Genomic DNA, 25,362 nt, shown 5'->3' on the forward strand with positions numbered 1-25,362 from the left:
CGGGCATAGTACCGAAGCATCCATTGACGAGTTTCTATTGGAAAGTTTACGATCCCGAAACGTTGACATCGTTGTCACCCGCCCGGCCCCGAACGGCAGGTCACGCCATGCGCAGAAGTACGACTTCCTGGCTCGCCACCCTCCTGCTGACCGCCGGACTGGGCGTCGCGGTCGCCACCCCCGCGGCCGCCGCCCCCGGCGACTTCGTGACCGGCTTCGAGACCGGCGATCCCCAGCCCACCTGGCAGAACAGCGTCGAGAGCAGCTCGGGCGTCGGCGGCTACTGCTGCGGGCTGACCGGCATGGAGAGCGCCCTCCGCACCGAGACGGCCCACGCGGGCGCGTCCGCCCTGATGTACTCCGGCAACGACACGAGCACCACCGCGTCGTACTCGTACAACCGGATCTTCGACGTGGATCTGCCGGTGACCGCGGCGACCACGCTCTCGTACTGGGTCTTTCCCCAGTCCGGCGGCCACCTCGACGTCGCGGTCGACCTGGTCTTCACCGACGGGAGCCGGCTGCGCGACACGGGCGCGGTCGATCAGAACGGCATCCGGGTGCACCCGTCGTTCCAGGGCAACGGTTCGGTTCTCGGGTTCGACCGGTGGAACTTCGTCACGTCGTCGATCGGCCAGTGGGTGGCCGGAAAGACGGTCGACCGGATCCTCATCGGCTACGACCAGCCGGCCAACACCGGCACGTTCCGCGGCTATGTCGACGACCTCGCCATCACGGCCGCCGCTCCGGCCGCCCGCCTGTCCGATCTGGTCGACACCCGTCGCGGCTCGAACTCCGACGTGAGCTATTCGCGGGGCAACACGTTCCCGGGTTCGACGGTGCCCAACGGCTTCAACTTCTGGACGCCGATCACCAACGGCAACAGCGACGGCTGGCTCTATCAGTACAACTCGAGCACCGTGCAGGGCTTCGGCGTCAGCCACGAGCCGAGCCCGTGGATCGGCGACTACGGCCAGCTCCAGGTGATGCCGATGACCGGCTCGATCAAGACGACGCCGGACGCGCGCAAGTCGGCCTTCAGCCACAGCAACGAAATCGCCCAGGCGCACTACTACAAGACCCAGCTCGACACGTACGGCATCACGGCCGAGATGACGCCGACCGATCACGCCGGCGTCCTGCGCTTCAAATATCCGGCCGCGTCCGAGTCGGTCATCGTGTTCGACACCATCGACAAGGTGGGCGGCTCGATCACCGTCAACAGCGGCGCCCGTACGATCACCGGCCACCTCGACCACAAGGGCCCCCGGCTCTATTTCTCGGCGACCGTCGACAAGGCCATCGCCGCCACCGGAAACGTGAGCGGGCAGGGCGTCACCAGCTGGATCCGGTTCGCCACCACGGCCGGCGAGCAGGTGACGCTCAAGATGGCCACCTCGTACATCAGCGTCGCGCAGGCCACCGCCAACCTCTCGCAGGAGGTCGGTTCGAAGACCTTCGACACCGTACGCGAGGAGGCCGCCGCCCTGTGGGACACGACGCTGGGCAAGGTGCGGCTCGACGGCGCCTCGACCGACCGCCAGGTCACGTTCTACTCGAACATGTATCGCGCGTTCATGTACCCGAACAACATGTCCGAGACGGTGGGGGGCGTCCGCAAGTACTTCAGCCCGTACGACAACACCGTGCACGACGGGCAGATGTACGTGAACAACGGCTTCTGGGACACGGCGCGGGCGGTGTGGCCGCTCTACACGCTGCTCACTCCCACCCGTACGGGGGAAATGCTCGACGGTTTCGTCAACGCCTACAAGAACGGCGGCTGGACACCGCGCTGGTCGGGACCCGGCTACATCGACATCATGGTCGGCACGAACCAGGATCTGGCCTTCGCCGACGCGTACGTGAAGGGCGTGCGGAACTTCGACTTCCGGGCCGCGTACGCGTCGATGGTGAAGAACGCGGCGGTGTACTCGTCGTCGGGTTCGCGTGGCCGCAAGGGAATCGAGGTGTCGACGTTCAAGCGGTACGTGCCGACCGACGTCCGCGGTGAGGCGGCCTCGTGGACGCTCGAGGACGCCAACAACAACTTCGGCATCGCGCAACTGGGACGGGCGCTCGGATTCGCCGAGGACGCCGCCTATTTCGAGAACCGGGCCCTCGATTACGCGAACCTGTGGTCGCCGTCGACCGGGTTCTTCCGCGGCAAGCAGTCCAACGGCTCCTGGCGTACGGCCGATTCGTCCTTCCGCCCCAACGAATGGGGCTACGAGTTCACCGAGGGCGCGCCCTGGCACTATGCGACGCCCGCGCCGCAGGACCCGCAGGGCATGGCCAACCTGTACGGCGGCCGGGCGCAACTGTCGGCGAAAATCGACTCGGTGTTCGCGGCGTCCCGCGACTACCTGCCCGGCTCGTACGGCGGTGTCATCCACGAGATGCGGGAGGCCTACGACACCAACATGGGCCAGTACGCCCACCCGAACGAGCCGATCCATCACATGCTCTACATGTACAACTACGCCGGCACTCCCGCCAAGACGCAGAACCGGGTCCGCGACGTGCTGACCAAGCTGTACGGATCGGGCGCGGGCAACGGCGGCGGCTACCTCGGCGACGAGGACAACGGCCAGATGTCGGCCTGGTACGTGTTCAGCGCGCTGGGCTTCTATCCCGCCCGCATGGGCAGCACCGACTACACCATCGGCGCGCCCCTGCACCCCTCGGCGACAGTCTCGCTCGAGAACGGCCGCACGTTCACGGTGTCGGCGCCGGGCGTGAGCGACACGAACAGATACATCCAGAGTGCGACGCTCAACGGGGCCGCCTACACGAAGAACTACCTCACGCACGCCGACCTGCAGGCGGGCGGAACGCTCAGCTTCGTGATGGGCCCCAACCCGTCCTCGTGGGGCACCGGCGCCAGCGACGTACCGCCCTCGCTGACCACGGGCGCCGCGGCCCCGCGGCCCCTGTCCGACAAGGCCACCGGCGGCACGGTGAGCGCCAGCGGCGAGAACGCCCCCAACGAGACCGCCGCCAAGCTGGTCGACGACACCTCGCTCACCAAGTGGCTGACGTTCGCCGGCACGGGCACGCTCGAGTACCGCCTGCCCGCCGCCGCGGCCGTGAAGCAGTACACGCTCACCTCGGCCGACGACGCCCCGGAACGCGACCCCCGAAGCTGGACGCTGCAGGGCTCCAACGACGGCGCCACGTGGACGACGGTGGACACACGCTCGAACCTGGACTTCGCCGACCGGCGCCAGACCCGCGCCTTCGTCATCCCTGCCACGACGGCCTACTCGCGCTACCGCCTGCAGATCACCGCCAACCACGGCGGCGCCGCGACCCAGCTGGCCGAGTGGGAGCTGCTCGCCTGACCGATCAGCCGAGACGCCGCTCGGCGCCGGTCACGAGGGTGCGCATGGCCCACCTGTCACGCTTCGAGACCAGGGCGATCTGCTGGAGCAGCACCCTGAGAGTGCCGTAGAGGTCCCGTTCCGTCATTTCGTCGAGCGGCACGTCCTCGCCCGGTGGCGCCGCCCGACCCGGGCACGGTAGGCGAAGACGGTCCGGCCTGCGGAAACGTTGCGGTGGAGGTCCGCGCCGAGAGATCATGCTGCATGATCACGATGCGCGTCCGGGTGTTCGGCGGGCTGCGGTTGTGGCGGGCCGGGATCGAGGTCGAGCTGGGCCCGGCACGGCAGCGGGCCGTGCTCGCCGTTCTGCTGGCGGCGCGCGGAACAGTGGTGAGCACGTCCGAGCTCGTCGACGCCATCTGGGGCGATCGTCCGCCGGACAGCGCGGTGAACCAGGTCCGGCGTCTGATCGGGCAGGTTCGCCGGCTTTTCGAGCCGGACCTGCCGAACCGCGAGGACGGCGCGTGGGTCAAGCCGATGGGCGACGGGTACCGGCTGAGCCTGGACGCGCGAGTCTCCGACCTGGCGGCGTTCTTCGCTCTGGTGGACGAAGCGCGCGCCGCGGCCGGCGCGGACGCGGCCCAGAAGTACGAGCAGGCGCTGCGGCTCGCCCGTGACCAGCCCTTCGCCGAGCTGCCACCCGCCTTGACCGGCCTGCCCGCGTTCCGGGCGATCGAGACGGCCCGCGTCCAGGCGGCCGTGGAGGCGGCCGACGCCGCCCTCGGCGAACCACCGGCGCATCACCTGCTCCCGCTGCTCCAGGCCTACGCCGCCGCCGCGCCCCTGCACGAGCCGCTGCAGGCCCGGATGGTCCGGCTACTCACGGCCGCCGGGCGCCGGGCCGAAGGGCTGGCCCACTTCGAGGAGATACGCCGACGGCTCGCCGACGAGTTGGGTGCCGACCCCGGGACCGAGCTGCGGGCGGCCCACCTCGACGCGGTGACCGATCCGGAGACACCGGACCCGGCCCGGCCCGCTCAGCTGCCGCTGCGCGTGGCCGCCTTCAGCCCTCGCCCGGATCTGGCCGACGGAATGGCCGCCGGCCGTGGATCAGGCTTGATCGTGTTGAACGGTATGGGAGGTTCCGGCAAGACGGCGCTCGCCGTGGACTGGGCTCACCGGATCGCCGGCGACTACCCGGACGGTCAGCTTTACCTCGACCTGCGGGGTTTCGAACCGGGCGGCCGGCAGCTTCGGCCCGTCGAGGCGCTCGCGACGCTGCTGCTTTCCGTGGGAGCCACCCCGAACGGAAGTGCGGATCCGAGTGCGCTCGGCGCCCAGTTCCGGTCGGTGATGGCGAAGCAGCGCATGCTCGTCCTGCTGGACAACGCCCGGGACTCCGCCCAGGTGCGCCCACTGCTTCCGGCCGCGCCGGGCTGCCTGGTCGTGGTCACCAGCCGCAACCGGATGCCGAGCCTGGTGGCCCGGGAGGGGGCGTGGCCGGTGCACGTCGACCGGCTCAGCTCCCGGGCGTCGAAGGATGTGCTCGCGCTGCGGCTCGGCGCGGCCCGCCTGGCCGGCGAGCCGGCGGCCGCCGACCGGCTGGTCCGGCTCTGCGCCGGTCTCCCCCTCGCGCTTTCCATCGCGGCGGCCCGCATCGCGGTCAGCCCGCGGATGAGTCTGAACGACGTGGCGGCCGAGCTGGCACCCGCGGGCCGCCGCTTGGACGGGCTCGCCACCGGTGAGCAGAACGACGACGTCCGGTCCGCCCTCTCCTGGTCCTACACCATCCTGACCGCGCCCGCGGCCCGGCTCTTCCGGCTGCTCGCGGTTCATCCGGCCGCGGCGATCTCGACCGGCGTGGCCAACAGCATCGCGGGAGCCGACGTGCGGGCGGCCCTGACCGAGCTGGCCACCGCCAACATGATCACCCCGCTCGGCGCGGGCCGGAACACCATGCACGATCTGCTGCACGCGTACGCGGCCGAACTGCTGAACGACGACGCGCGGGACCGGCTCGAGGCGGAACGCCGGCTGGTCGTGCATTACGTGCACTCCGCGCGCAACTCGTACGTGGCGTTCCGGCTCCGGCCGCCACTGGACCTCGATCCGCCGCCGGACGACGTCTTTGCCGCGTTCGTGCCGGACGTGGCGGCGGCGCTGGACTGGTACGACCGGGAGCGCGCGGCCGTGCTGGGCGCGGTCGAGCTGGCCCTCAACCGGGGCTGGCTCCGGGAGGCGGCCCTGATCCAGCTGCATCTCCGGCCGGTCAGATCGGTCCGCCTGGATCTGACCGCCGACGATCGCCGGCCGGGGGAGCGGACACTGCGCGGGATCGAGGCCCTGGGTGACCTCGAGCTCGAGGCTCTCATGCTGCGCGAGATGGCAATCCAGCTCAAGCACGTCGACCGGGCGAGTGCCCACCAATACCTGTTCCGGGCCCTCGCTATTGCGGAGCGTCGCGGCGACCTCATCAGCCAGGCGCACGTCCTGCGGGTGCTGGCCTCGTCGCCCACGACGTCCGGTCAGGACCGCCACCGGGACTACGCGGAACGTTCCGTGGCTGCGGCCCGGCAGGGCGGCGACCCCAGTGTGCTGGCCTATGCGCTGAACGTCTTGTCGATCGTGCTGACCGATTCCGGCTTCATGAATGAGGGTGCTGCCGCGATCGCGGAGGCCTACGCCCTGGCCGAGGAAGCCGGCATGACGGATTTCCAGATCAACGTAGCTCTGCAACGAGCGTCATGGGCCTATGACATGTCCGAGGACGCGTTGGCGGTCGAGGTGGGTGAGTGGGCGATGGCGCATTCGCCGCCGGGCAACATTCTGACGCTCTACTCGGCCAGTTGGTTGCTGGCCAAGGTCTATCACCGCCTCGGTGATGCGGTCCGGGCGCGCACGGCGGCGGATCTCTTCGGCGAGCTCGCCCGGCGCCACGAGGAGGCCCTCGCCGAGACCTTCAGCGCCGAGAAGCTGGCCAAGGAGCAGGCCGACATCGACCGCGTCCTCGCTGAGCCGGCCAGTGCGAAGGGTGGTAAATGATTTTGCACTGATCTCTGGTCTGCTCGGGTCATCACCAAGGAAGAGGTCCTGAGATGAACCCCACAGTCGTGCTCGTGCACGGCGCCTTCGCCGACGCCTCCAGCTTCGCCCGGCTCGTGCCGCAGCTGCTCGACGCCGGGTTCAGGGTGCTCGCTCCCCCGGTGCCCAACCGCTCGCTGGCGGGCGACGCCGCGTACCTTCGCTCGGTCCTTCGCTCGATCGCCGGGCCGGTGGTGCTGGCCGGGCACTCGTACGGCTCGGCGGTGATCACCGTGGCCGGGGCCGAGTCGAACGTCCGGGCCCTGGTCTACCTCTGCGGCTTCGCGCTGCGGGAGGGCGAGAGCGTGGCCGAGCTGCAGGGCCGGTTCCCCGATGCGGAGCTGGCCTCGGCGCTGGTGCACACCCCGTACCCGTTGGAAGGATCCACCGAGCCTGGCACCGACCTCAGCGTGGACATCGAGAAGTTCCCGGACGTGTTTGCACACGACGTCGATCCCGCGCTGGCGCGGGTCATGGCGGTCTCCCAACGGCCGCTGGCCGCCACTGCTCTGGCCGAGCGGGCGGCGGTCGCGGCCTGGCGGGTGAAGCCGTCCTGGGGCGTGATCGCAACCGGCGACGGCATCGTCAACCCAGACGTCGCCCGCTTCGGATACCAGCGGGGGCGCATCCGGACGGTGGAGATTGACTCCTCGCACGCGGTGATGCTCGCCCACCCTGAACAGGTCGCCGGCGTGATCCGTGAGGCGGCGTCAGCATGAACAGAGATCCGCACAGCTATCCCCTGCGCGGCCGCGATTCCGAGATCGCGGTGCTGTCCGAGCGCCTCGACGCGCTGGCCGGCGGGCGCGGCTCGACCGTCGTGGTCACCGGAGCGCCCGGCACCGGCAAGTCCCGGCTCCTGCACGAGGCGGAGCGACTGTCCCGGCGGTACGGGCTTCGGGTCCTTCGGGTGGCCGGCGAACCAGATGCCGCGGTGATGCCGGGCGACGGGCTGCTGCGCGGCATGCTCGCAGGGTCCGAGCCGGTGCTCGACGCGGACCGGGCCCGGGCCCTCGCCACACGGCCGGATCACCGCTACTGGCTGCTGCAGGAAGTCGAGGAGGGTCTGGAACAGCTGGCCTCGCGCCGGCCCGTGCTGATGCTCGTCGACGACCTCCAGTGGTGCGACGACTTGACGATGATGGGCCTGCGGGCGTTGCCCGGGCGGATGTCCGGCGTGGCGGTGGCTTGGTTGTTTGCCGGCCGATCAGGCGACGACACGGCCGGTTATACCGAGACGCGGGCTCGGCTCGCGGCGGACGGCGCGACCACCGTGGTCCTCGATCGTCTGGCCGACGACGCGGCTGCACAGATGGTGCGCGATGTTCTCGGCGAGGCTGCCTCGGCCGAGGCGCTCGCGTTGGCCGGCGAGGCCGACAACAACCCGCTGCTGATCAGCGAGCTGATGACCGGCATCCGCGAGGCGGGCCGGGCCGACCTGCCGGCCCGGCTCGGCGGCCTCGTCGCCCGCCGGCTCGCCCGGCTCAGCGCCGACGCGCGGGCGGTTCTCGAGGTCGCCGCGGTCATGTCACGCCGGCTCGACGTGCCATTCCTGGCCGCGGTGCTGCACCGCGGCCCGGCCACGCTGGTCGCTCCCCTGCGGGAAGCCCAGGTCGAGGATCTTGTTCAAGCCGACGGCGGGGATCTGGTATTCCGGCACGACCTGATCCGCGAGGCCATCCGGATGACCGTTCCGGCCGCGGTGGCCCGGGCGATCCGGCGCGAGGCGGCCGACCTGGCCACCGGATTCGGCCATTCGCCGGCCGAGGTCGCCGCACTGCTGGCGGACAGCGCGGAACCGGGCGACGGGGAGGCGATCTCGACCCTGCGGCGAGCCGCCGCGGAGCTGGCCGCCGGGGCGCCCTCGCGGGCCGCCGACCTGAGCCGGCGCGCGCTGACGCTCACCGCGGACCACACGCCGGCCCACCGGGAGATCACCGTGGAGACGATCCGGCTGCTCTGGCTCGCCGGGCGTTCCGCCGACGCGACCGCGCTGGGGCACACCTTGCTGGCCGACGGCGTCGACTCCGCGACCGAGGCGGTGGCCCGGCTCGGTATCGCCGCGGCGAGCAGTCAGTACTCGTTCGCCGAGGCGGTGCGGCAATGCGAGCTCGCGGTGGGAGTCGCCGGCCTGCCGCCGGCTGGACGGGCGCAGGCGCTCGCGCTGATGGGCGTGAACCTGACCATGGTCGGCGACTTCGCCCGGGCTGACGAGGTGCTCGGCCGGGCGATGGCCGCGGCGGTCGAGGCCGGCGACGACGGCGCTCGGGCGCTCTGCGTGGCCTCGTCGTCGGTCTCCGCGATGTATCACCACCGCTGGCAGCAAGCCATGGACTTGGCCGACGAGGCGGTGGCGATCTCCCGGACGGTCCGCTCGGACCAGATCATGTGGGGCGCGGTGCAGTGGCGAAGCTGGCTGGACTCGCTGAGCGGGCGGCCGAACCTGGCGTTGCGGTCGGCGGTGGAGGGCACACGGGTGGCCCAGCGCGACGGGCAGGCCTGGTTGGTACGCCAGTGGAGCCTGGACCGTTGCCGGCTGCTCTATGACGCCGGCCGGCTCGCCGACGCCCGGGCGGAGGCCGAGGGCGTGCTCGCCATGGCCGACGAGCTCGGCGCCGGCAACTACGCGGACTGCACCGCGCTGATGACCGCGGCGCGGGTGGCCCTGCACACCGGCGACCTGGCCACCGCCGACCGCTACGACGCCGAGGCCGAACGGATGCGGACCGACCGGGCTCCGCTGGTCCGCCGGGCCGGCCTATGGCTGAGCGTGCTGGTCGCGGTCGCTCACCGCCGTGGCCCCGGGCGAATCCGCGAATTGCTGGCCAAGGGCGCCGTCGCCATGGGGAGCGTCGGCCCGGCGCTCGGTTCGCCCGCCGACCCGGCGGACGACGTCGCGTTCGTCCGGATCGCCCGCGCGATCGGCGAGGAAGCCTGGGCGGAGCGCGCGGTGGTGGTGGCCGAGGATCGGGCCGCGGCCAATCCGGGCTTTCCCTTTCTGACCGCCACCGCCCGGCACGCGCGCGGGCTGCTGACCGGCGACGCCGGCGCCGTCGCCGAGGCGATCGCCGTCTACCGGCAGTACGCCCGTCCGTTGCCGCTGTCCGCGGCGCTTGAGGATGCGGCCGCCCTGGCCGCCGGCACCGCCGCACCGGAGGAGGCCCGGCGCCTGCTCGAGGAAGCGTTGTCCATCTACGAGGAGACGGGCGCGCTCCGGGACGCCGCCCGGGTCCGGGGTGCGTTACGCAAGGTCGGCGTGCGCTGGCGCGGCCGGCGGGCGCCGAGCCGGCCGGGCGACCGCTGGTCACAGCTCACCGCCACCGAGCTCATGGTTGTCGAGAAGGTCGCCGGAGGTGCCACGAATCGGCAGGTCGCGAACGCCATGTTCCTGTCCCCGCACACCGTCAACACCCACCTCCGGCACGCCTTCACCAAGCTGGAGGTCAACTCCCGGTTGGAGTTGGCCCGCCTTTTCGCCCAGCGGACGAACGCTGTCTGAGCACGCCGATCAGCAGGGCGACGGCGCACACGGCCGGGACGGCGGCCGCCCGGTCGCTCAGCAGGGTCGCCGCCGCCGCCCCGATCAGGCAGCCGCCGACGAATCCCGCAAGCAGCGGCCAGCTCCGGCTCCACCGTTGCCGCGCGGCCCTGTCCCGGCCCCGCGAGCGCACGATGTCGGTGGCGGCGGTCGTCGCCGCGACCAGGTTGCCGGTCATCACGGCGGTGGACAGCGCGGTCGCGGGGACCAGATGCAGATAGGCGTTTTGGACGGCCATCGCGCAGACGGCGAACATGCCGATCAGGACGGCTGGGCCCGCTGAGGGGTGGACGGACGCGTGCATGGTGAATGACAGAGCGGCCGCAACCGCGAGCAGCGCGGCTTGCGCTGCGAGTAGGACGGTGGTCGCCGCCGGCGAGTGCGCGCCGATCCGGCCTGCACGATCACCTTGGCCTTCCAGCCCGGCAGCCGGCCGGCCTGCTCGTTGACGAGCGTGGCGGCCTTCTTCACGACTTCGTAGGCGCGGTAGACCTCGATCGACATGCGGTCGTGACCGATCGAGAAATGCTGCAGGGAACGTTGCGTCTGCGCACCCCAGTAGCGGTCGGCGGGCACCATGACATGCCCCATGCTGTCGAGACGTCGATGTGATGGGTGACGGTGTCGCCTGCCGAGTCGACCGTGAATGGACCGGCGTAAGCGATGAAATCGCGGGCCATGCGCACCAGGTCGTCGTCGGACGCACGCTGCGGGTCGGACGCCTCGCTGGGCGGGCGTCGCGTGCTCCCGAGCGTTGCCGAGACGATGCCGTCGGGGCTGTAGCTGAGGTAGCCGTCGGCCGCGGGACCGAACTCCGGCCGCCGTTCTCCGTCGCTGTACACCTCGACGGCGCTGACCAGTCGCCAGGCGCCGACCAGGTCCTGTTCCGAGATGCTCACGTCTCGAGGACCACTTTGCCGATGGTTCGGCCGGCCTCCAGCAGCTCGTGCGCCTGGTCGGCCTGATCCAGCGGAAAGACGGTGTCGACGACGGCGCGGATGGCGCCGGCTTCGACGAGGGGAAGGACGTCGCGGGTCACACCGGCCACGATCGCCGCCTTCTGATCAGCCGGCCGGCCACGCAGAAGGGTGGCCGACACGCTGGCCCGCCGCGACATCAACTCCCAAAGATCAAAGGAGACCGGCCGCACCGAGCCTCCGATGATCACCAGATGCCCGTCCGGCGCGAGGCACTGCAGATTGCGCCGCACATATTGTGTTCCGACGACATCGAGGATGGCGTCGACACCCCGGCCGTCAGTGGCGTCGAGCGTCGCGGCGACGAAATCCTCGGTTCGGTAGTTGACCGCGGCGACGGCGCCGAGCCCGTACGCGGCCTCCGTCTTGGCCTTGCTGCCCGCGGTGCTGACGACCCGGGCGCCGATCGCCGTCGCCCATTGAATCGCGAACGATCCGATTCCTCCGCCGGCACCGTGGATCAGCACGGCCTGCCCGCGGGCAAGACGGGCGATCATGGCGAGGTTGGAGTAGACGGTGCAGGCGACTTCTGGCAGCGCGGCCGCCTCGACCATGCTCAGGCCGGCTGGTACCGGCATCACCTGCGCGGCGGGGGCGATCACCTCCTGCGCATAGCCGCCCCCGGCGAGCAGGGCGCAAACCTGGTCCCCCGGTTGCCAGGTGGTCACCTCGCTCCCTACAGCGGTGATCGTTCCCGCGCATTCGAGACCGAGCCCGGGCGGCGCATCCGGCGGCACCGGGTACTGGCCCCGGCGTTCGAGAAGGTCGGCGTTGTTCACGCCCGCCGCCGCCACCTCGATGCGCACTTCGCACGGCCCAGGCTCGGGCCGCTGCACTCGGACCGAACGCAGGACGTTCGGAGGGCCTGGGTGGTCGAACCGTATCGCTGAGGACATCGGGTCTTCCTTTCGTCGGTCCGGGTGACCGGCTCCCGCCGGTCACCCGGTACCTCAGTGCTCGTCGTAGTGACCGTCGTGCACGGCATGCCGGTGCGAGTCGTGGATGTAGTCGAGGTGGTCGCCGTGCACGACCGCCTCGTGTCCACAGCCGTCGCCGTGCTCATGCACCTCCACCGTGTGGTGGTGCGGGTGCGCGTCCTCGCCGGTCACGCGGTGGCCTCGGCGGCCCGGGCCTTCGCGAAGTTCGCGATGCTCCGCGCGTAGTGCGGGGTCTCGAGCTTGCAGTGCTCGCCGGAGGCCTGCTGACGGGCTGCGGCGGCGTCCTCGAACGTCTGACCGCTGGCGATGATGAACTTCAGGAAGTCCTCGGTCGGGTGCGACGTCACGGTGTTGACGTACCGCAGCTGGTCGTCCTGAAGCTGCTCCATGCCGAGCTCCCAGATGACCTGCGTGGTGGTCCAGCCGCCCGGCGTGAGCACATCGGAGAGCGAGACCATCTTGCAGTAGTGCGGGGTCGCCACCTCGAAGCGGTACTGCTGGATGACCAGACCGGTACCGATCATCTCGATGTTGATGGACATCGGGGTGCCGTCGTCGTCAACGGTGTAGCCGGCAGCCTTGTGGTCACCGGGAGCACACCGCTGGTACTCGTGGGTCGGCAGCGTCTTCAGCCACTGCTCGATGTCGACGTGCTCGAACGGTGCGTTCACGTCAGCGGTGACCACAGCCTGCGAGAGCACCAGGTCGTCGCGGATCAGTACGCTCATCGGATCTTCCCTACGGTGGTGCCGGTATCCCGGCGAAGTTGCGTGACCCTGAGATCACGGCGGGTCTGTCACCCGCGATTCGAAAGGTAGATTTCGTGTCCAGCACCCCACATCACTCGCCTCCCGTCCGCACATCGCATAAGCAACCCGGGACCCAACCACGGCATTCGTGAAGATAGATATAAGAGCGCTTCAGTGTTGTCCGGAATTAAGAATTGAAGATGAACTCCGGCCACGTATCCCCAGGCCAGAGCGTGGGACCTGATGTGTCAGGCTCACCGCCGGCCACGGCGGAAATCGAAGAGGCGACTGGCCGCCGAAATGTTCCGGCGCCGCTGTGTGATGTAGCGAACCATTACCGCCAGACCTCAGGCCGGGCAATCAGCCCGAACACAGGCCGCCGACCGATAGGTCACACATTTGCGCGATGTCGACGGAGGCCGGGGTAGGCCACCGTTGGATTCCATGGAGGGACAACTGGAAGTCACCGCGACGACGGCGCCGCCGGGGGTGCGCCTGCGCGGGGAAGCCGACATGAGCGAGTTGCCGACGCTGGAGTTGGTCGCCGATGTGCTGCGCTACTGCCCGGGGGATGTCGTCGTCGACGTGTCAGGGCTGACGTTCATCGACGTCGGAGGGCTGCGGGTGTTCGCGCGGGCCGCTTCAGCTCTGCGTTCGGACGGGCGGCGTCTGTTGTTCGCCGGATGCCCGCTGCCGATCCGGCGCATCATCGAGGTGCTCGGGTGGACCAGCCTTCTGCAAGCCGTGGAAGAGGTGGCCGGCGACGGCCACCAACAGGGCGACGACGACCAGCGCCGCCACCGAACGTGCCCGAGCCGGGGCCGGCCAGAAGCGAGCCGAAGGGGGCGGCGACCCGGGAGACGAGCTGCCGGATGCTCTGCACGCGCCCGAAGAGGTGGTCGGGCGTCACGGCGACGACCCGGGCGGAGACGGCGGGCGTTCATCCGCCGCAACACGGCCCGCACAGCGTCGTAGCTGAGCGACGACCCTGGCCGTCGCGATTACGAAACGTCGCCGACGGGACAGCCGTGCCTGAATTCCTTGCGACTTCGATTCGACAGTCCTGCCGTCGTCCGTCATCGCCGCCCGGAACAGCCGAATCCCCACCGGTTCCTTCGACCCCAGATCATCCCGCCTTGATCGCCCAGCCGCACACGCCCCGGCGCAGCCCCGGCGCCTGGACAACTCCCCGTACGATTCCGCGACGGGGGTTGATGATGCGCTACCGATGGCTGACGGCGGCTGTGCTCGGTTTGCTCGTGCTCGGGTGTGCGCGACCCGGGGCGGGCGACGGGGACGCGGCGCCGCTTCCGACGCCGTCCGTGACCGCGTCGGCGCCACCGGACGTCGCGGCCGGGCCGCCGCCGGGCGACGGGGCGCCGCATCAGGCTGAGAACAACGGATGGAAGCAGCGGCACGAGCTCACCCCCAGCGAGCAGAGCACCGGGGACGCCCTCGCGGCGCGGATCCGCCCGAAGCTGACCGCTCTGCGGAAGGCCGGCGACTTCGACCCGGCGTCCACCCGCAAGGCCCTGCTCGACCTGGGGCTGCGCCCCGACGACGTGGGCGTCAGCGAGATGCGGCAACCGCCGGGGGCGGTCTTCGAGGTGCGGTTCCCGGAGGCCGGCTGTGTGATCGGCGACGTCCGCCCGGAACGGGTACTGGTCGAGGTCACCGGAGCGAACGGCGAGTTCGGCTGCCTGGAGCCGGTCACGCACTGAGGCCGGGCCGGTCCGCGTTACCGTTTGCCCGACACCACCGGAACGGGGAGGCACGGCATGAGCAGCACGACCGGCTACGGAGGCGCCACCCGCTGGAACGGGCCGTCCGGCCAGGCCTGGGTGCAACTCCAGTCACTGATGGACGGGATGTACCGCCCGCTGGAGGATCTGCTCGTCGGCACCGTGGACCCGGGTCGTCGCGGCGTCCTCGACGTCGGCTGCGGCACCGGCGTCACCACCGTCGCCGTGGCCGAGCGGCTCGCTCCCGGGGGCCGCTGCGTGGGCGTCGACATCTCGGCCTCGATGATCGCTGCCGCCGAGGCCCGCGGCGCCGGCGCCGAGTTCCTCTGCGCCGACGTGCAGGAACACCAGTGGGCGGCGGACTCGTTCGACACCGTGATCTCCCGCTTCGGCGTCATGTTCTTCGACGACCCCGTACGCGCGTTCAGCAACCTGCGCCGGGCCGCGACCCCCGAAGCCGACCTGACCTTCGTGGCGTGGCGCGCCATCGAGGAGAACCCGTTCATGACAGCCGCCGAACGGGCCGCCGCCCCGCTGCTGCCGAACCTGCCGCCCCGCCGCGTCGAGGGCCCCGGCCAGTTCGCCTTCGCCGACGCCGCCAAGGTCCGCACCATCCTCGACGCCGCCGGCTGGGCCGGCATCACCATCGACCCCGTCGACGTCGAGTGCGCCTTCCCCGAGTCCGACCTGGTCGGCTACTTCACCCGCCTCGGCCCGGTCGGACTGGCCCTCCCCGACGCCGACGACCCGATCCGCACCAAGGTCATCGACGCCGTCCGCCCGGCCTTCGCCCCCTACGTCAAGGGCTCCGACGTACGATTCACCGCCGCCTGCTGGCTGGTCCGCGCCCAGGCCTCAGCCCCGTCAGCCACCTACGCCTGACCGGACGGACGGCCCGATGGGCACGGCAGTGCGGCAACCGGTCGATCAAGAGGATTCCGATGATGATGCAACGGTCTCGGGGTCACCGGAATCGGCGGAATGGCCGAGCGGAGCGACCAGAGCCGTCCAGGTGTCGGGAAGAACGGCACCGGTCAGTTCGGCTCCATCAAGGCGGACGTTCACCCGGTTCATGAACAGCAGTCGCGCATTACGCAGATCAGCATTGCGGAGATTCACTACTACATCGGTCTCAGGCGCCAACCGGCTGACAACCCGCAGGGCGGCATAGACGTCCTCGGCCGGTTCTTCCTCGGGCCCGCGGCTGCACGCCGATCGGCTCCGAACAAAGGCCCCTAATACGTAGATGACTGTGCGTCTGGCCGTAACGGAGTTGACTCCGATGCTCTCGAGGCCATAGACGCCGCCGATTCGTTTCTCAAGGGTCTCGGCGCCAAGCTGGTCAACAGCCCGGGTGTATCGCTCGGCCACTTGGCCCGCCCTGTTCAGCTGGAACGTGCGGGCGGTGAAGACCAGGGTGCCGCCCGTCCCCATCACTACGAGGAAAGCGATGACGGAGCCTCGAGCATCGTTGACGGCCTTGAGACGTTCGGCCGCGCCGAGCCCGACCGAGGGATGACGCGTCAGCCATAGCGGCACTGCCCACAGCGCAACCAAGCCGACGACGAACACAGCAGCAACCCCCAGCATCACCATCCACACCAGGGCCGGAGGCCGGGCCATCCCCGAACCCCGAAGGCTGTTCATACGTGCGTTCCCAGAGCTGAACTGAAACTGGTCACGGAGCAGCAGCCTAGACGCCCCTCGCCCTCACAACCACCGTTCCGGCACTCACCGGCGTCGATCCGGTCGCAACCGTGGACGACCTGCCAGTCCCGACCGGCATTCGCCGTGGCGAAACTCGAACATCCACTACAGTCCATGACGTGCCTGCTACGGCCACGTTACGGATCTCCGTCGGCGCCCGTCCCGGCCTGCGCCGCGACGATGTGGCCGGGTTGGTCTTCACGCTGCTCGACCGGGCGCAGATCGAGTATCCAACCAAGACCCGGGTGCTCGACGCAGCCACGGCCGACCGCCCGCTCGCGGTCCGCCTCTCTTCGCTGCAGGCCCTCGATCTGGACAACGAACTGTTCACCGCCATCGGCGAAATCCTGCTTCTTCAGGAGTTCTGATGCACATACGCCGCAAACTTGCCGTCCTTCTGTCCGCGGTGCTGGCGGGCGGGGTGATCAGCGCCCCGGCCCACGCGTCCGGCGGTGGTGGCCTCCAGGGTCGCCACTCGCTGCGCTCGCCGGTCACCGACGAGAACTTCTACTTCGTCATGGCCGACCGGTTCGACAACGGCAGCACGGCCAACGACCAGGGCGGTCTGGGCGCCGACCCGCTGGTGTCGGGCTTCGACCCGGCGAAGAAGGGCTTCTACAACGGCGGCGACCTGGCCGGGCTGCTGCGCCGCATCGACTACATCAAGGGCCTGGGCACCACGTCGATCTGGCTGACGCCCAGCTTCAAGAACAAGGCCGTGCAACTCGAGGACGGGCCGTCGGCCGGCTACCACGGCTACTGGATCACGGACTTCACCCAGATCGACCCTCACCTGGGCACCAACGCCGAGCTGAAGTCGCTGATCGACGCGGCCCACCAGCGGGGCATGAAGGTCTACTTCGACATCATCACCAACCACACGGCCGACGTGATCGGCTACGAGTCGGGCGCGCGGCAGCCGTACGTGTCGAAGGATGTCTCGCCCTATCGGACCGCAACCGGACGCCCGTTCGACGACCGTGACTACGCCGGCAAGTCCAGCTTCCCGGCGCTCGACCCGTCGACGTCGTTCCCGTACGAGCCGGTGCTCGACGAGGCCGAGAAGAACCTCAAGGTCCCGGCCTGGCTCAACGACACCACGCTCTATCACAACCGGGGCGACACGACCTTCGTCGGCGAGAACTCCCTCTACGGCGACTTCTTCGGCCTCGACGACCTCTTCACCGAGCACCCGCGCGTCGTCAACGGCATGATCGACGTCTACCGGAAATGGATCGCCGACTTCGGCATCGACGGCTTCCGGATCGACACCATGAAGCACGTCGGCGACGAGTTCTGGCAGAAGTTCGGGCCCGAGGTGCTCGCGTTCGCCCGCCGGCACGGCAAGCCCGAGTTCTTCATGTTCGGCGAGGTCTTCGACACCTCGAAGAGCTTCACCTCGCAGTTCACCACGAAGGACCGGATGCAGGCGGTGCTCGACTTCCCGTTCCAGGACGCGGCCCGCAACTACGCCTCGCGCGGGCAGTCCGCGGCCGCGCTGGAACAGTTCTTCGCCGGCGACGACTGGTACACCGACGCCGACTCCAACGTCTACCAACTGCCCACGTTCCTCGGTAACCACGACATGGGGCGCATCGGCAGCTTCGTGCAGGCCGACAACCCGGGCGCGGGCGACGCCGCCTGGCTGGCCCGCGACCGGCTCGCGCACGAGCTCATGTACTTCTCGCGCGGCAACCCGGTCATCTACTACGGCGACGAGCAGGGCTTCACCGGCCCCGGCGGCGACCAGGACGCCCGGCAGACGATGTTCGCGAGCCGCGTGCCCGAGTATCTCGACGACGACCTGATCGGCACGGCCGCCACGCACGCCCAGGACAACTTCGTGACCGGCCATCCCCTGTACGCCGGGATCGCCGGCCTGGCCGCGCTGACGTCCCGGCATCCGACGTTGCGGGACGGTGCGCACCAGCACCGGTACGCCGCCTCGGGGCCCGGAATCTACGCGTTCTCCCGAACCGACAAGCGCGAATATGTGGTCGCGCTCAACAACAGCACTGTCGCGCAGACGGCGGCTGTCCCGACCTACATCGCCGGCGGCAGGTTCGAGAAGGTGTACGGAGCCGGGCCGTCCACGGCAACCTCGCGCTCGGACCGGGCCTTGTCGGTCACCGTTCCGCCGCTGTCCACGGTCGTCTACGCCTCGGTCGGCCGGATCCCCGCCTCGAAGGCCGCTCCGGCGGTGTCCCTGGCGGCGCCCTCCCCGTCCGCCGAATCGCGTGGCCGCATGCAGGTCTCCGCCTCGCTGAGCGGCTCGTCGTTCGCCGAGGTCAGCTTCTATGCCCGTACGGGACGTGGCGGCTGGACGCCGATCGGCACCGACGACAACGCGCCGTACCGGGTGTTCCACGACGTGTCCGGCCTGCCCACCGGCACGCAGGTCGAATACCGGGCCGTGGTGCTCGACAACGCCGGGCACACCCGCACGAGTTCGTCGCGCTCGGCCCGGGTGCCCGCGCCATCCCTGACCATCGAGGCCCCGGCCGAGGCGGCCAACGTGCGTGGCCGGGTCGAGGTGCGGGCGGTGGCCGACCCGGAACGGGCGAGCCACGTGGTGCGGTTCGAGCGCAGCATCGCCGGTGGCGCCTGGACGACGATCGGCCGGGACGACTCGTCGCCCGCGTACACGGTCTTCGACGACCTGGCGCCGCTCAACCTGGCCGCGGGCACGCAGATCCGCTACCGGGCCGTGCTCCGCGATCCCTCGGTGGTCAGCCCGATCCGCACGGTCCGCTACGCGGGCCCACCCCTGACGACGGCCACGGTCAACTACTTCCGCCCGGCCGGCGACTACACGGATTGGGGCCTGCACCTGTGGGGCGAGGCCGTCGATCCGGCTGCGCTGGCCCAGATCGCCTGGGACCAGCCGTGGCCCCCGACGCGGGTGGAGGGCGGTTGGGCATCGTACGAAATTCCGCTCGTCGACGACACGAAGCCGATCAACTTCATCATGCATCTCCCGAACGGCGACACCGTGCCCACCACTCGCGAGCCCGGCGGTGACCGCGCCTTCACCCCGATCGACAACCCGCAGATCTGGCTGAAGCAGGGCGATCCAACCGTCTACGCCACAGCGCCCCCGACCAGCTGACGGTCCCGGCGGCTCAAGGGGCGGGCGCGGCCAGGTGGGCGCGCTCGCCCTGCGCTCCGAAGAGGGTCAGCAGTTCGGCCGGCTGGGCGCCGACACTGCCGATCCAGTGCGGCGTACGGGTGTCGAACTCGGCGGCCTCGCCTGGGCCGAGCTCGTATTCCTGCTCGCCCAGCCGGAACCTGACGTTGCCGTTCAGCACGTAGAACCACTCGTACCCGTCGTGGCTCTGCAGCTTCCTGGTCTGCGCACGACCCGCCGGCGGGTAGACCACCTTGTAGGCTTGGACCCCGCCCGGCCGCCGGGTCAGCGGCACGATCGTCAGCCCGAACCGGCGTATCGGCCGCAGATGGATGCGCGGGTCGCCGGTGGGCGGGGCAGCGACCAGATCGTCGAGCGGCACCCCGTGCGCCCGGGCCAACGGCAGCAGTTGTTCCAGCGTGGGTCGCAGCTTGCCGTTCTCGAGCCGCGACAGCGTGCTGGCCGTCAGCCCCGTCTCGGCCGCCAGCTCGGCCAGCGTCGTGCCGCGTGCCCGCCGCAGCTCATGCAGGCGCGAACCCACCCCGGCCAGCACATCCTCTTCCACCTTGCCCATCCGCTCATCATGCGGATCCGCAACTTTTCTTGCAAGACTGGAACGGCGTCGGCCACGCTGGCCGCATGACAGCCGAACTGTTCTGGGAGAAGCACTATCGCGCCCGCCAATCCTGGGGCGGCCCCGCCAACCCGCTGCTGGTCGAGGTCGCGACCCCGCTGAAGCCCGGCGCCGCCCTCGATCTGGGCTGCGGCGCCGGCGGTGACGCGATCTGGCTGGCCCGGCACGGTTGGCAGGTCACCGCCGTGGACGTCTCCCCCACCGCCGTCGAGCAGGTGCGGGCCCACAGCCTGCCGATCACGGCGGAGCAGCACGACCTCGCGGTGAGCTTCCCCGCCGGCGCCTTCGATCTGATCTCCGCCCAGTACTTCCAGACCCCGCTCCCGCTCGACCGGGCCCAGGTGCTGCGCACAGCCGCCCACGCGCTGCGCCCCGGCGGCCTGCTCCTGGTGGTCGACCACGGTTCCATCGCCCCCTGGTCGTGGAACCAGGACCCCGGCACCCACTTCCCCACCCCGGCCGAGGTGGCCGCCGGGATGGCTCTGGACCCCCGGCAGTGGTCCGTGGTGCGAGCCGACCGGCCCCAGCGCCGCGCCACCGGACCCGGCGGCCGAACTGCCACGGTGACCGACAACGTCCTGCTGATCCAGCGGGCCCCCGCATGAGAGACACCGGCCCGCCGTGGACGGACACCGACGAGAAGGCCACCCTGCTCGGCTTCCTCGACTACCTACGCGAGGCGATCGCCACCAAAGCCGCCGGCGTCCCCGAACCTCAGGTCCGCACCCCCGGCGTTCCCTCCGGCACCAACCTGCTCGGCTTGATCAAACACCTGGCCCACGTGGAGCGCTTCTACTTCCTGGGCCGGCCGATCACCAACCTGCGCCGGACCCTGAGGCCCGCCCGCACCGAAACGCTCGACCAACTTCTCGCCGACTACCGGGAAGCCACCCGCCAGGCCAACGAGGTCATCGACACCTACAGCGACCTGTCCCGCCCCGCACCCCGCCCCGGCGGCCGAGCCGCGGCCCCCACTATGCGCTGGACCCTCACCCACATGATCGAGGAGACCGCCCGCCACGCCGGCCACGCCGACATCCTCCGCGAACAACTGGACGGCGCCACCGGCCGCTGAAGAGCCCGCCCTACGTTCTCAGCTTCACGAACGCGGAGGCCACGCGGGCGACCGACTGGTCCTCGTCGTGGGTCAGCCGGCGCAGCACCTCGTCCGCGGCTGGGCCCGGCAACTCGACCAGCGCCTGGGTCAGCCGGATCCGCACCGCGGTGTCCCCGGCTGCCAGCGCGTCGACCAGAGCGGCGATGATCCGCTCCCCGCTGGAAGGTTCCAGGGCCGCCAGCGCTTCGGCCGCGTCCACGTCTTTCACGCCCTCGACCACCATGTCGACGAGCACCGGCACGGCCGAGGTCACGCCGCGCTGGCCGAGGGCGAGAGCGGCATTCCCCCGTACGACCGGATCCTCGTCCCCCAGGGCGTCGGCGAGCACAGCCGTCGCCTCGTCGCCGGGCAGTTCGGCGATCGCCACCACCGCCCGCCGCCGGATCTCGACGTCCGGGGAATGGACGCCCGCGGCCAGGCCGGTCAGGCCTTCGTTGCCGGCCCGGGCCAGCGCCCACCGCAGGGCCCCGGCTACGTTCGGGTCGGACTCGGCCAGCACCGCCCCGGCCAGCAGCTCGACCGGAACCGGCACGTCCTCGGCCGGCGCCATGACGGCCTGCTGGCGCCGGGCGGCGTCGGGCGAGTCGAGCCCGTGCATCAGTTCGACGATGCGCAGCACGTCCTGCCAGTCGGACGGCGCCGTCGCGTCGACCGCCCGCAGCCGTTGCAGCAACTCCCGTTCCCGCTCGAGCCGCTCCTCGGCCCACCGGATGAGGTCGCCGACCAGCGCGGCCGGGGTGAAGCCGGGGTCCTCCAGGGCGGACGCGATCTGGCGCAGCGACAGGCCGAGCGACCGCAGGCTCTCCACGTGGAAGATCCGGCGGATGTCGTCGGGTGAGTACTCGCGGTAGTTGCCGACGGTACGACCGGTCGGGCGCACCAGCCCGAGCCGGTCGTAGTGCCGCAGCATCCGGGTGCTGACCCCGGAGCGGCGGGCGACGTCGCCGATCAGCACCGGTCGGGCCCCAGGGCGACCACCCGGGTGGCCTCCGCGACAGCGGCGTCGAAGCCCGCCTCCGGATCGCGCAGCAGCGTCTCGGTGGCGCGGGCGTGGGCCTGCACCTGCGGGTCGGCGCTGGCCAGGCCCGCCTGCAGAGCTTCCTCGAAGCCGAGGGCGACGATGGCCCGGCTCAGGCTCAGCTTCACGTTCCGGTCGCCGCGTCCGAGTTGTGTGGCCAGTTCCACCGCCAGCCCCTCCCTTTCACCCTCCGGCGCCAGCTCGACCGCGGCCCGCCAGGCCGCCCGCGCGACCTCGTCGTCGGCGTCGCGCAGCAGCGACCGTGTGACGGCCGGCCAGGCGTCCTGGTCGCCCACCTTCGACAGCGTATGCAACGCCTGGCTGCGGGCCTGCGCGATCGGGGATCGCAACTCGGCCACCAGCCGGGGCACCGTGAGCCCGGGCGGCAGGCGGGTCAGGGCCCAGGTGAGCATGTCCCGCACGAAGAAGTCGGGCTCGACCGCGCACCGCTCCACCAGCGCCTCGAGCAGCTCGGGGTCGGCTCGGGTCCCGGCCGCCAGGGCCGCCTGGAGCCGGGTCGAGGACTCGTTCGCCTTCAGCGCGTTCAGAACCATGACCTCAGTGAAGACCTTGTCACGGTGTCAAGGTCAAGCGGTTCCGTCCGTGAGGTGGGCTCCGATCTCGGTCTCGCTGACCCGGGCCGGTTCGAGCACGCGGTGCAGGAACTCGCGGGTGCGCTCCTCGCGGGGCTTCCCGAAGACCTCGGCCGGCGGGCCCTGTTCGACGATCACGCCGTCGTCCATGAAGACGACCCGCGAGGCCACCTCGCGGGCGAAGGCCATCTCATGGGTCACCACGAGCATGGTCATGCCGTCGGCGACCAGGCCCCGCATGACTGCGAGCACCTCGCCGACCAGTTCCGGGTCGAGCGCGCTGGTCGGCTCGTCGAACAGCATCAGCTGCGGTTCCATGGCCAGCGAGCGCGCGATGGCGACGCGCTGCTGCTGACCGCCGGAGAGCTGCGCGGGGTAGGACGAGGCCTTGTCGGCCAGGCCCACGCGGTCGAGGTTCTCGGCCGCGATCCGGTCGGCCTCGGCCCGGCTGCGCTTGAGCACGCGGCGCTGGGCGATGGTCACGTTCTCCCGGACGGTCAGGTGCCCGAACAGGTTGAACTGCTGAAAGACCATGCCGACACCCCGGCGTACGGCGTCGATGTCGCAGTCGGGGTCGGTAACCTCGATGCCGGCGACCCGGATCGAACCGCTGGTCGGCTCCTCCAGCAGGTTGACGCAGCGCAGCAGGGTGGACTTGCCCGATCCGGACGGCCCGATGACGCAGACGACCTCGCCCGCCGCCACCGTCAGGTCGATGCCGCGCAGCACCTCCAGGCTCCCGAACGACTTGTGCAGCGCGGTGATCTCGATCGCCGGCATCCCGGTCACCTCTCCCTCGCGGCCCGGCGTTCGAGCCCGCGCACCAGTTGCGACAGCGGCAGGGTGATCACCAGGTAGAGCAGTCCGGCCACCACCAGCGGGGTCGGGTTGACCTTGGTGTTGAGCGTGTCCCCGGCGAACTTGGTGAGCTCGATCGTCGTCGAGGTGACGCCGAGGACGTACACCAGGGACGTGTCCTTGGTCAGCAGGATGATCTCGTTGGTCAGCGGGGGGATGACGATGCGGAACGCCTGGGGCAGCACGATCGAGACCATCGCCCGGGCGTGCGACATGCCGAGCGTCCGGGCCGCTTCGAGTTGGCCCTTGGGGACGGCCTGGATGCCGGCGCGGATCGTCTCGGCCATGTACGCGGCGGCGGTCAGCCCGAGGCCGACGGTGACCGAGCCGTACACGCCGCCCGGGATCTCGCGGTCGGGAAACGCCAGCGGGACGCCGTAGCCGACCATGAACAGCACGAGCAGGGCCGGCAGACCGCGGAACAGCTCGATGTAGGCGGTGGCGAACCAGCGGTAGGGCAGGATCGACGACAGCCGCATCAGCGCGAGCACCAGCCCGAGCGTCAGCCCGAAGACGAACGCCAGCAACGTGTAGACGATCGTGTTGCGCAGGGCGATGGTGATCGCCTCGGGGAACATGCTGCCGGCGACGTCCGACCGGAAGAAGGCGTCGGACAGGCGGCCCCAGTCGGCCGCCGCGATGGCGCCGACCAGAACCAGCCCGAAGACGACGTAGCCGGCGACGCGGATGATCCGTCGCCGCCGGCGGGGAGTCAGTGTCATGCGGCCGGCTTCTCGCCGATCCACTCCGCGTAGATCTTGTCGTAGCTGCCGTCGCCGCGCGCCGCCGTGAGGGCCGCGTTGACCTCCTTGAGCAGCTCGGCGTTGCCCTTCTTGACCGCGAAGCCGTACTGCTCGCCGGTGTCGAAGCCGGCCGCCACGACGACCTTGCCCGGGTTGGCCTTGATGTACTCGTTCCAGACCGGCAGGTCGTTGACGGCCGCCACGACCTGGTTGGTCGCCAGCGCCTGCTGCAACGCGGCCAGATCCTTGTACGAGACGACCTCGATCTTCAGGCTCTTCTCCCGCACCTGGGTCTTGATGTAGTCCTCGCCGGTGGTGCCGCCCTGCACGCCGAGACGCTTGCCCGCCAGCTCCTCCAGGGTCTTGACCTCTTTGCCGGCCTGTGTGGCCAGAGCCTGGGTGGCGTCGAAGTACGGGTCGGAGAAGTCGAGCACCTTCTTGCGCTCGTCGGTGATGGTCATGCCGGCCGCCGCCACGTCGCACTTGCCGGAGTTGAGGTCGGCGCCGGACTTGATGCCCTCGAACGGCGTGTCCACGATCTCCTGCTCGACCTTGAGCCGGGTGGCGACCAGGTCGATCAGCGCGACGTCGAAGCCGACCACCTTGCCGCTGTCGTCCTTCGACTGGAACGGGGCGTACGGCAGGTGGGTGCAGGTGGTCAGGGCGCCCGACTTGACCAGTGTCACGCCACCCTCGGTGGTGCCGCCGGTGTCCTCTTTGGCGCAGCCCGCGACGGCGCCGATGGCCAGCGTCGCGACAGCCGCCACCCGGACCAGTTTTGTGACGAACATGCATCTCTCCCCGATAGGTGATCTCCAGATTAATCCACCGCCGTCTCTGGCGTTCGACACGGGATCCGTCCCCGAGCACCGGATGCCGGCAGCCGTCGAGGCGTGGCCACGCCAGGCGGCGTAGATCCAGGTCAGGCGATTTCAACGCCGCGCTCGTCGAGTTTGTGGTCGCGCCAGTAGACGTCCCACTCGTCGTCGACGTGCTTCGGCTCCTTGCCCTCGGGGAAGCGGACGAAGCCGGTCGGTGGCTGCTCACCGTCAGCAACACACGCGCGACCGGTGGTGCTGTCGACGGCGGCGACCGGGTACTCCCCCGAGCGGCAGATCGCCTGCCGGATCGTGCAGCCGGCGGTGAGCCCGCCGGCAAGGGTGGCGACGGCGAGCAGGAAGGGCAGACGTCGGCGCTGGCTCATACCGGGATTCTCG

General features: G+C 70.3%; 26 protein-coding genes. 11 read left to right on the forward strand and 15 right to left on the reverse strand.

Going from position 1 to position 25,362, the window contains the following annotated elements:
* Positions 1-107 precede the first annotated feature (107 nt).
* On the forward strand, positions 108-3,344 hold the full coding sequence (locus tag LXN57_RS25460) for a GH92 family glycosyl hydrolase (protein ID WP_251800731.1): 3,237 nt from the start codon (positions 108-110) through the stop codon (positions 3,342-3,344).
* A gap of 4 nt (positions 3,345-3,348) precedes the next feature.
* On the opposite strand, the gene LXN57_RS47980 is transcribed toward LXN57_RS25460, so the two are convergent.
* Positions 3,349-3,471, reverse strand: a complete 123-nt coding sequence (locus LXN57_RS47980) for a hypothetical protein (protein WP_285904673.1) — start codon at positions 3,469-3,471, stop codon at positions 3,349-3,351.
* 116 nt (positions 3,472-3,587) lie between these two features.
* On the opposite strand from LXN57_RS47980, the gene LXN57_RS25465 reads away from it, so the two are divergent.
* Genes LXN57_RS25465 through LXN57_RS25475 form a run of 3 tightly spaced genes read left to right on the forward strand, consistent with a single transcriptional unit; the run spans position 3,588 to position 9,903 of the window.
* On the forward strand, positions 3,588-6,365 hold the full coding sequence (locus LXN57_RS25465; RefSeq protein ID WP_251800732.1) for an AfsR/SARP family transcriptional regulator: 2,778 nt from the start codon (positions 3,588-3,590) through the stop codon (positions 6,363-6,365).
* Between the two features lie 53 nt (positions 6,366-6,418).
* The gene (locus LXN57_RS25470) at positions 6,419-7,123 is read left to right on the forward strand and encodes an alpha/beta fold hydrolase (RefSeq protein ID WP_251800733.1); all 705 of its coding nucleotides are present in this window, start codon (positions 6,419-6,421) and stop codon (positions 7,121-7,123) included.
* The gene (locus tag LXN57_RS25475; protein WP_251800734.1) at positions 7,120-9,903 is read left to right on the forward strand and encodes a helix-turn-helix transcriptional regulator; all 2,784 of its coding nucleotides are present in this window, start codon (positions 7,120-7,122) and stop codon (positions 9,901-9,903) included. Before LXN57_RS25470 ends, LXN57_RS25475 begins: the two co-directional genes overlap by 4 nt.
* Here LXN57_RS25475 and LXN57_RS25480 read toward each other — a convergent pair.
* From LXN57_RS25480 to LXN57_RS25500, 6 genes are read right to left on the reverse strand one after another with little or no spacing between them, the layout of a single operon-like run.
* Entirely contained in the window at positions 9,848-10,279 is a 432-nt protein-coding gene (locus tag LXN57_RS25480) for a DUF1275 family protein (protein WP_251800875.1), read from the reverse strand. The two genes, LXN57_RS25475 and LXN57_RS25480, sit on opposite strands and share 56 nt — an antisense overlap.
* Complete coding sequence (locus tag LXN57_RS25485) at positions 10,204-10,521, reverse strand: lyase family protein (RefSeq protein WP_251800883.1); 318 nt, start codon at positions 10,519-10,521, stop codon at positions 10,204-10,206. The genes LXN57_RS25480 and LXN57_RS25485 overlap by 76 nt, the downstream gene beginning before the upstream one ends.
* Positions 10,410-10,841 (reverse strand): lipocalin-like domain-containing protein, encoded by a 432-nt coding sequence (locus LXN57_RS48365; protein WP_369077290.1) that lies wholly within the window; start codon positions 10,839-10,841, stop codon positions 10,410-10,412. Before LXN57_RS48365 ends, LXN57_RS25485 begins: the two co-directional genes overlap by 112 nt.
* Positions 10,838-11,815, reverse strand: coding sequence for an NAD(P)H-quinone oxidoreductase (locus tag LXN57_RS25490; protein WP_285904674.1), 978 nt, complete (start codon positions 11,813-11,815; stop codon positions 10,838-10,840). The genes LXN57_RS48365 and LXN57_RS25490 overlap by 4 nt, the downstream gene beginning before the upstream one ends.
* A gap of 54 nt (positions 11,816-11,869) precedes the next feature.
* Positions 11,870-12,028, reverse strand: coding sequence for a hypothetical protein (locus LXN57_RS25495; protein WP_251800736.1), 159 nt, complete (start codon positions 12,026-12,028; stop codon positions 11,870-11,872).
* Positions 12,025-12,585, reverse strand: coding sequence for a hypothetical protein (locus tag LXN57_RS25500; RefSeq protein WP_251800737.1), 561 nt, complete (start codon positions 12,583-12,585; stop codon positions 12,025-12,027). Before LXN57_RS25500 ends, LXN57_RS25495 begins: the two co-directional genes overlap by 4 nt.
* Before the next feature lie 534 nt (positions 12,586-13,119).
* On the opposite strand from LXN57_RS25500, the gene LXN57_RS48370 reads away from it, so the two are divergent.
* From LXN57_RS48370 to LXN57_RS25515, 3 genes are all read left to right on the forward strand, one after another.
* Complete coding sequence (locus LXN57_RS48370; protein WP_369077291.1) at positions 13,120-13,581, forward strand: STAS domain-containing protein; 462 nt, start codon at positions 13,120-13,122, stop codon at positions 13,579-13,581.
* Positions 13,582-13,820: 239 nt separating this feature from the next.
* Positions 13,821-14,327 carry a hypothetical protein gene (locus tag LXN57_RS25510; RefSeq protein WP_251800739.1) on the forward strand — a complete coding sequence of 169 codons (507 nt, stop codon included), beginning with the start codon at positions 13,821-13,823 and terminating at the stop codon, positions 14,325-14,327.
* Between the two features lie 57 nt (positions 14,328-14,384).
* Positions 14,385-15,230 carry a class I SAM-dependent methyltransferase gene (locus LXN57_RS25515; RefSeq protein ID WP_251800740.1) on the forward strand — a complete coding sequence of 282 codons (846 nt, stop codon included), beginning with the start codon at positions 14,385-14,387 and terminating at the stop codon, positions 15,228-15,230.
* Between the two features lie 45 nt (positions 15,231-15,275).
* On the opposite strand, the gene LXN57_RS25520 is transcribed toward LXN57_RS25515, so the two are convergent.
* Positions 15,276-15,944, reverse strand: a complete 669-nt coding sequence (locus tag LXN57_RS25520) for a hypothetical protein (protein WP_251800741.1) — start codon at positions 15,942-15,944, stop codon at positions 15,276-15,278.
* A 230-nt stretch (positions 15,945-16,174) separates the two neighbouring features.
* Between LXN57_RS25520 and LXN57_RS25525 the strand changes: the two genes are divergently transcribed.
* Entirely contained in the window at positions 16,175-16,423 is a 249-nt protein-coding gene (locus LXN57_RS25525; protein ID WP_251800742.1) for a hypothetical protein, read from the forward strand.
* On the forward strand, positions 16,423-19,164 hold the full coding sequence (locus tag LXN57_RS25530; RefSeq protein ID WP_251800743.1) for an alpha-amylase family glycosyl hydrolase: 2,742 nt from the start codon (positions 16,423-16,425) through the stop codon (positions 19,162-19,164). Before LXN57_RS25525 ends, LXN57_RS25530 begins: the two co-directional genes overlap by 1 nt.
* A 13-nt stretch (positions 19,165-19,177) precedes the next feature.
* Here the strand turns inward: LXN57_RS25530 and LXN57_RS25535 are convergent, their stop codons facing one another.
* The gene (locus LXN57_RS25535) at positions 19,178-19,756 is read right to left on the reverse strand and encodes a helix-turn-helix domain-containing protein (protein WP_251800744.1); all 579 of its coding nucleotides are present in this window, start codon (positions 19,754-19,756) and stop codon (positions 19,178-19,180) included.
* Positions 19,757-19,821: 65 nt separating this feature from the next.
* On the opposite strand from LXN57_RS25535, the gene LXN57_RS25540 reads away from it, so the two are divergent.
* Complete coding sequence (locus LXN57_RS25540) at positions 19,822-20,421, forward strand: class I SAM-dependent methyltransferase (protein ID WP_251800745.1); 600 nt, start codon at positions 19,822-19,824, stop codon at positions 20,419-20,421.
* The gene (locus tag LXN57_RS25545) at positions 20,418-20,891 is read left to right on the forward strand and encodes a DinB family protein (protein WP_251800746.1); all 474 of its coding nucleotides are present in this window, start codon (positions 20,418-20,420) and stop codon (positions 20,889-20,891) included. The genes LXN57_RS25540 and LXN57_RS25545 overlap by 4 nt, the downstream gene beginning before the upstream one ends.
* Before the next feature lie 10 nt (positions 20,892-20,901).
* On the opposite strand, the gene LXN57_RS25550 is transcribed toward LXN57_RS25545, so the two are convergent.
* The 6 genes from LXN57_RS25550 to LXN57_RS25575 form a co-directional block, all read right to left on the reverse strand.
* Entirely contained in the window at positions 20,902-21,888 is a 987-nt protein-coding gene (locus LXN57_RS25550) for a HEAT repeat domain-containing protein (protein WP_251800747.1), read from the reverse strand.
* Entirely contained in the window at positions 21,882-22,505 is a 624-nt protein-coding gene (locus LXN57_RS25555; protein WP_251800748.1) for a HEAT repeat domain-containing protein, read from the reverse strand. The genes LXN57_RS25550 and LXN57_RS25555 overlap by 7 nt, the downstream gene beginning before the upstream one ends.
* Positions 22,506-22,538: 33 nt before the next feature.
* Positions 22,539-23,324, reverse strand: coding sequence for an amino acid ABC transporter ATP-binding protein (locus LXN57_RS25560; RefSeq protein ID WP_251800749.1), 786 nt, complete (start codon positions 23,322-23,324; stop codon positions 22,539-22,541).
* A gap of 5 nt (positions 23,325-23,329) precedes the next feature.
* A complete protein-coding gene (locus tag LXN57_RS25565) occupies positions 23,330-24,124 on the reverse strand; it encodes an amino acid ABC transporter permease (RefSeq protein WP_251800750.1) in 795 nt (264 codons plus the stop codon).
* The gene (locus LXN57_RS25570; RefSeq protein WP_251800751.1) at positions 24,121-24,936 is read right to left on the reverse strand and encodes a transporter substrate-binding domain-containing protein; all 816 of its coding nucleotides are present in this window, start codon (positions 24,934-24,936) and stop codon (positions 24,121-24,123) included. Before LXN57_RS25570 ends, LXN57_RS25565 begins: the two co-directional genes overlap by 4 nt.
* Before the next feature lie 131 nt (positions 24,937-25,067).
* Entirely contained in the window at positions 25,068-25,349 is a 282-nt protein-coding gene (locus LXN57_RS25575; RefSeq protein WP_251800752.1) for an SCO0607 family lipoprotein, read from the reverse strand.
* Positions 25,350-25,362 lie beyond the last annotated feature (13 nt).

Origin of the sequence: Paractinoplanes hotanensis, from assembly GCF_023717965.1 — a bacterium.
Lineage (GTDB): Bacteria > Actinomycetota > Actinomycetes > Mycobacteriales > Micromonosporaceae > Actinoplanes > Actinoplanes polyasparticus.

Excerpts from the sequence above, each read along its gene's own strand:
- LXN57_RS25465 (WP_251800732.1), top strand. The coding sequence starts at position 3,588 with ATGATCACGATGCGCGTCCGGGTGTTCGGCGGGCTGCGGTTGTGGCGG.
- LXN57_RS25515 (WP_251800740.1), top strand. The coding sequence starts at position 14,385 with ATGAGCAGCACGACCGGCTACGGAGGCGCCACCCGCTGGAACGGGCCG.
- LXN57_RS25530 (WP_251800743.1), top strand. The coding sequence starts at position 16,423 with ATGCACATACGCCGCAAACTTGCCGTCCTTCTGTCCGCGGTGCTGGCG.
- LXN57_RS25570 (WP_251800751.1), bottom strand. The coding sequence starts at position 24,936 with ATGTTCGTCACAAAACTGGTCCGGGTGGCGGCTGTCGCGACGCTGGCC.
- LXN57_RS25490 (WP_285904674.1), bottom strand. The coding sequence starts at position 11,815 with ATGTCCTCAGCGATACGGTTCGACCACCCAGGCCCTCCGAACGTCCTG.
- LXN57_RS47980 (WP_285904673.1), bottom strand. The coding sequence starts at position 3,471 with ATGACGGAACGGGACCTCTACGGCACTCTCAGGGTGCTGCTCCAGCAG.
- LXN57_RS25565 (WP_251800750.1), bottom strand. The coding sequence starts at position 24,124 with ATGACACTGACTCCCCGCCGGCGGCGACGGATCATCCGCGTCGCCGGC.
- LXN57_RS25555 (WP_251800748.1), bottom strand. The coding sequence starts at position 22,505 with ATGGTTCTGAACGCGCTGAAGGCGAACGAGTCCTCGACCCGGCTCCAG.
- LXN57_RS25560 (WP_251800749.1), bottom strand. The coding sequence starts at position 23,324 with ATGCCGGCGATCGAGATCACCGCGCTGCACAAGTCGTTCGGGAGCCTG.
- LXN57_RS25470 (WP_251800733.1), top strand. The coding sequence starts at position 6,419 with ATGAACCCCACAGTCGTGCTCGTGCACGGCGCCTTCGCCGACGCCTCC.
- LXN57_RS25520 (WP_251800741.1), bottom strand. The coding sequence starts at position 15,944 with ATGGTGATGCTGGGGGTTGCTGCTGTGTTCGTCGTCGGCTTGGTTGCG.
- LXN57_RS25460 (WP_251800731.1), top strand. The coding sequence starts at position 108 with ATGCGCAGAAGTACGACTTCCTGGCTCGCCACCCTCCTGCTGACCGCC.
- LXN57_RS25475 (WP_251800734.1), top strand. The coding sequence starts at position 7,120 with ATGAACAGAGATCCGCACAGCTATCCCCTGCGCGGCCGCGATTCCGAG.
- LXN57_RS25500 (WP_251800737.1), bottom strand. The coding sequence starts at position 12,585 with ATGAGCGTACTGATCCGCGACGACCTGGTGCTCTCGCAGGCTGTGGTC.
- LXN57_RS25485 (WP_251800883.1), bottom strand. The coding sequence starts at position 10,521 with ATGGTGCCCGCCGACCGCTACTGGGGTGCGCAGACGCAACGTTCCCTG.
- LXN57_RS25540 (WP_251800745.1), top strand. The coding sequence starts at position 19,822 with ATGACAGCCGAACTGTTCTGGGAGAAGCACTATCGCGCCCGCCAATCC.
- LXN57_RS25545 (WP_251800746.1), top strand. The coding sequence starts at position 20,418 with ATGAGAGACACCGGCCCGCCGTGGACGGACACCGACGAGAAGGCCACC.
- LXN57_RS25510 (WP_251800739.1), top strand. The coding sequence starts at position 13,821 with ATGATGCGCTACCGATGGCTGACGGCGGCTGTGCTCGGTTTGCTCGTG.
- LXN57_RS25535 (WP_251800744.1), bottom strand. The coding sequence starts at position 19,756 with ATGGGCAAGGTGGAAGAGGATGTGCTGGCCGGGGTGGGTTCGCGCCTG.
- LXN57_RS48370 (WP_369077291.1), top strand. The coding sequence starts at position 13,120 with ATGAGCGAGTTGCCGACGCTGGAGTTGGTCGCCGATGTGCTGCGCTAC.
- LXN57_RS25575 (WP_251800752.1), bottom strand. The coding sequence starts at position 25,349 with ATGAGCCAGCGCCGACGTCTGCCCTTCCTGCTCGCCGTCGCCACCCTT.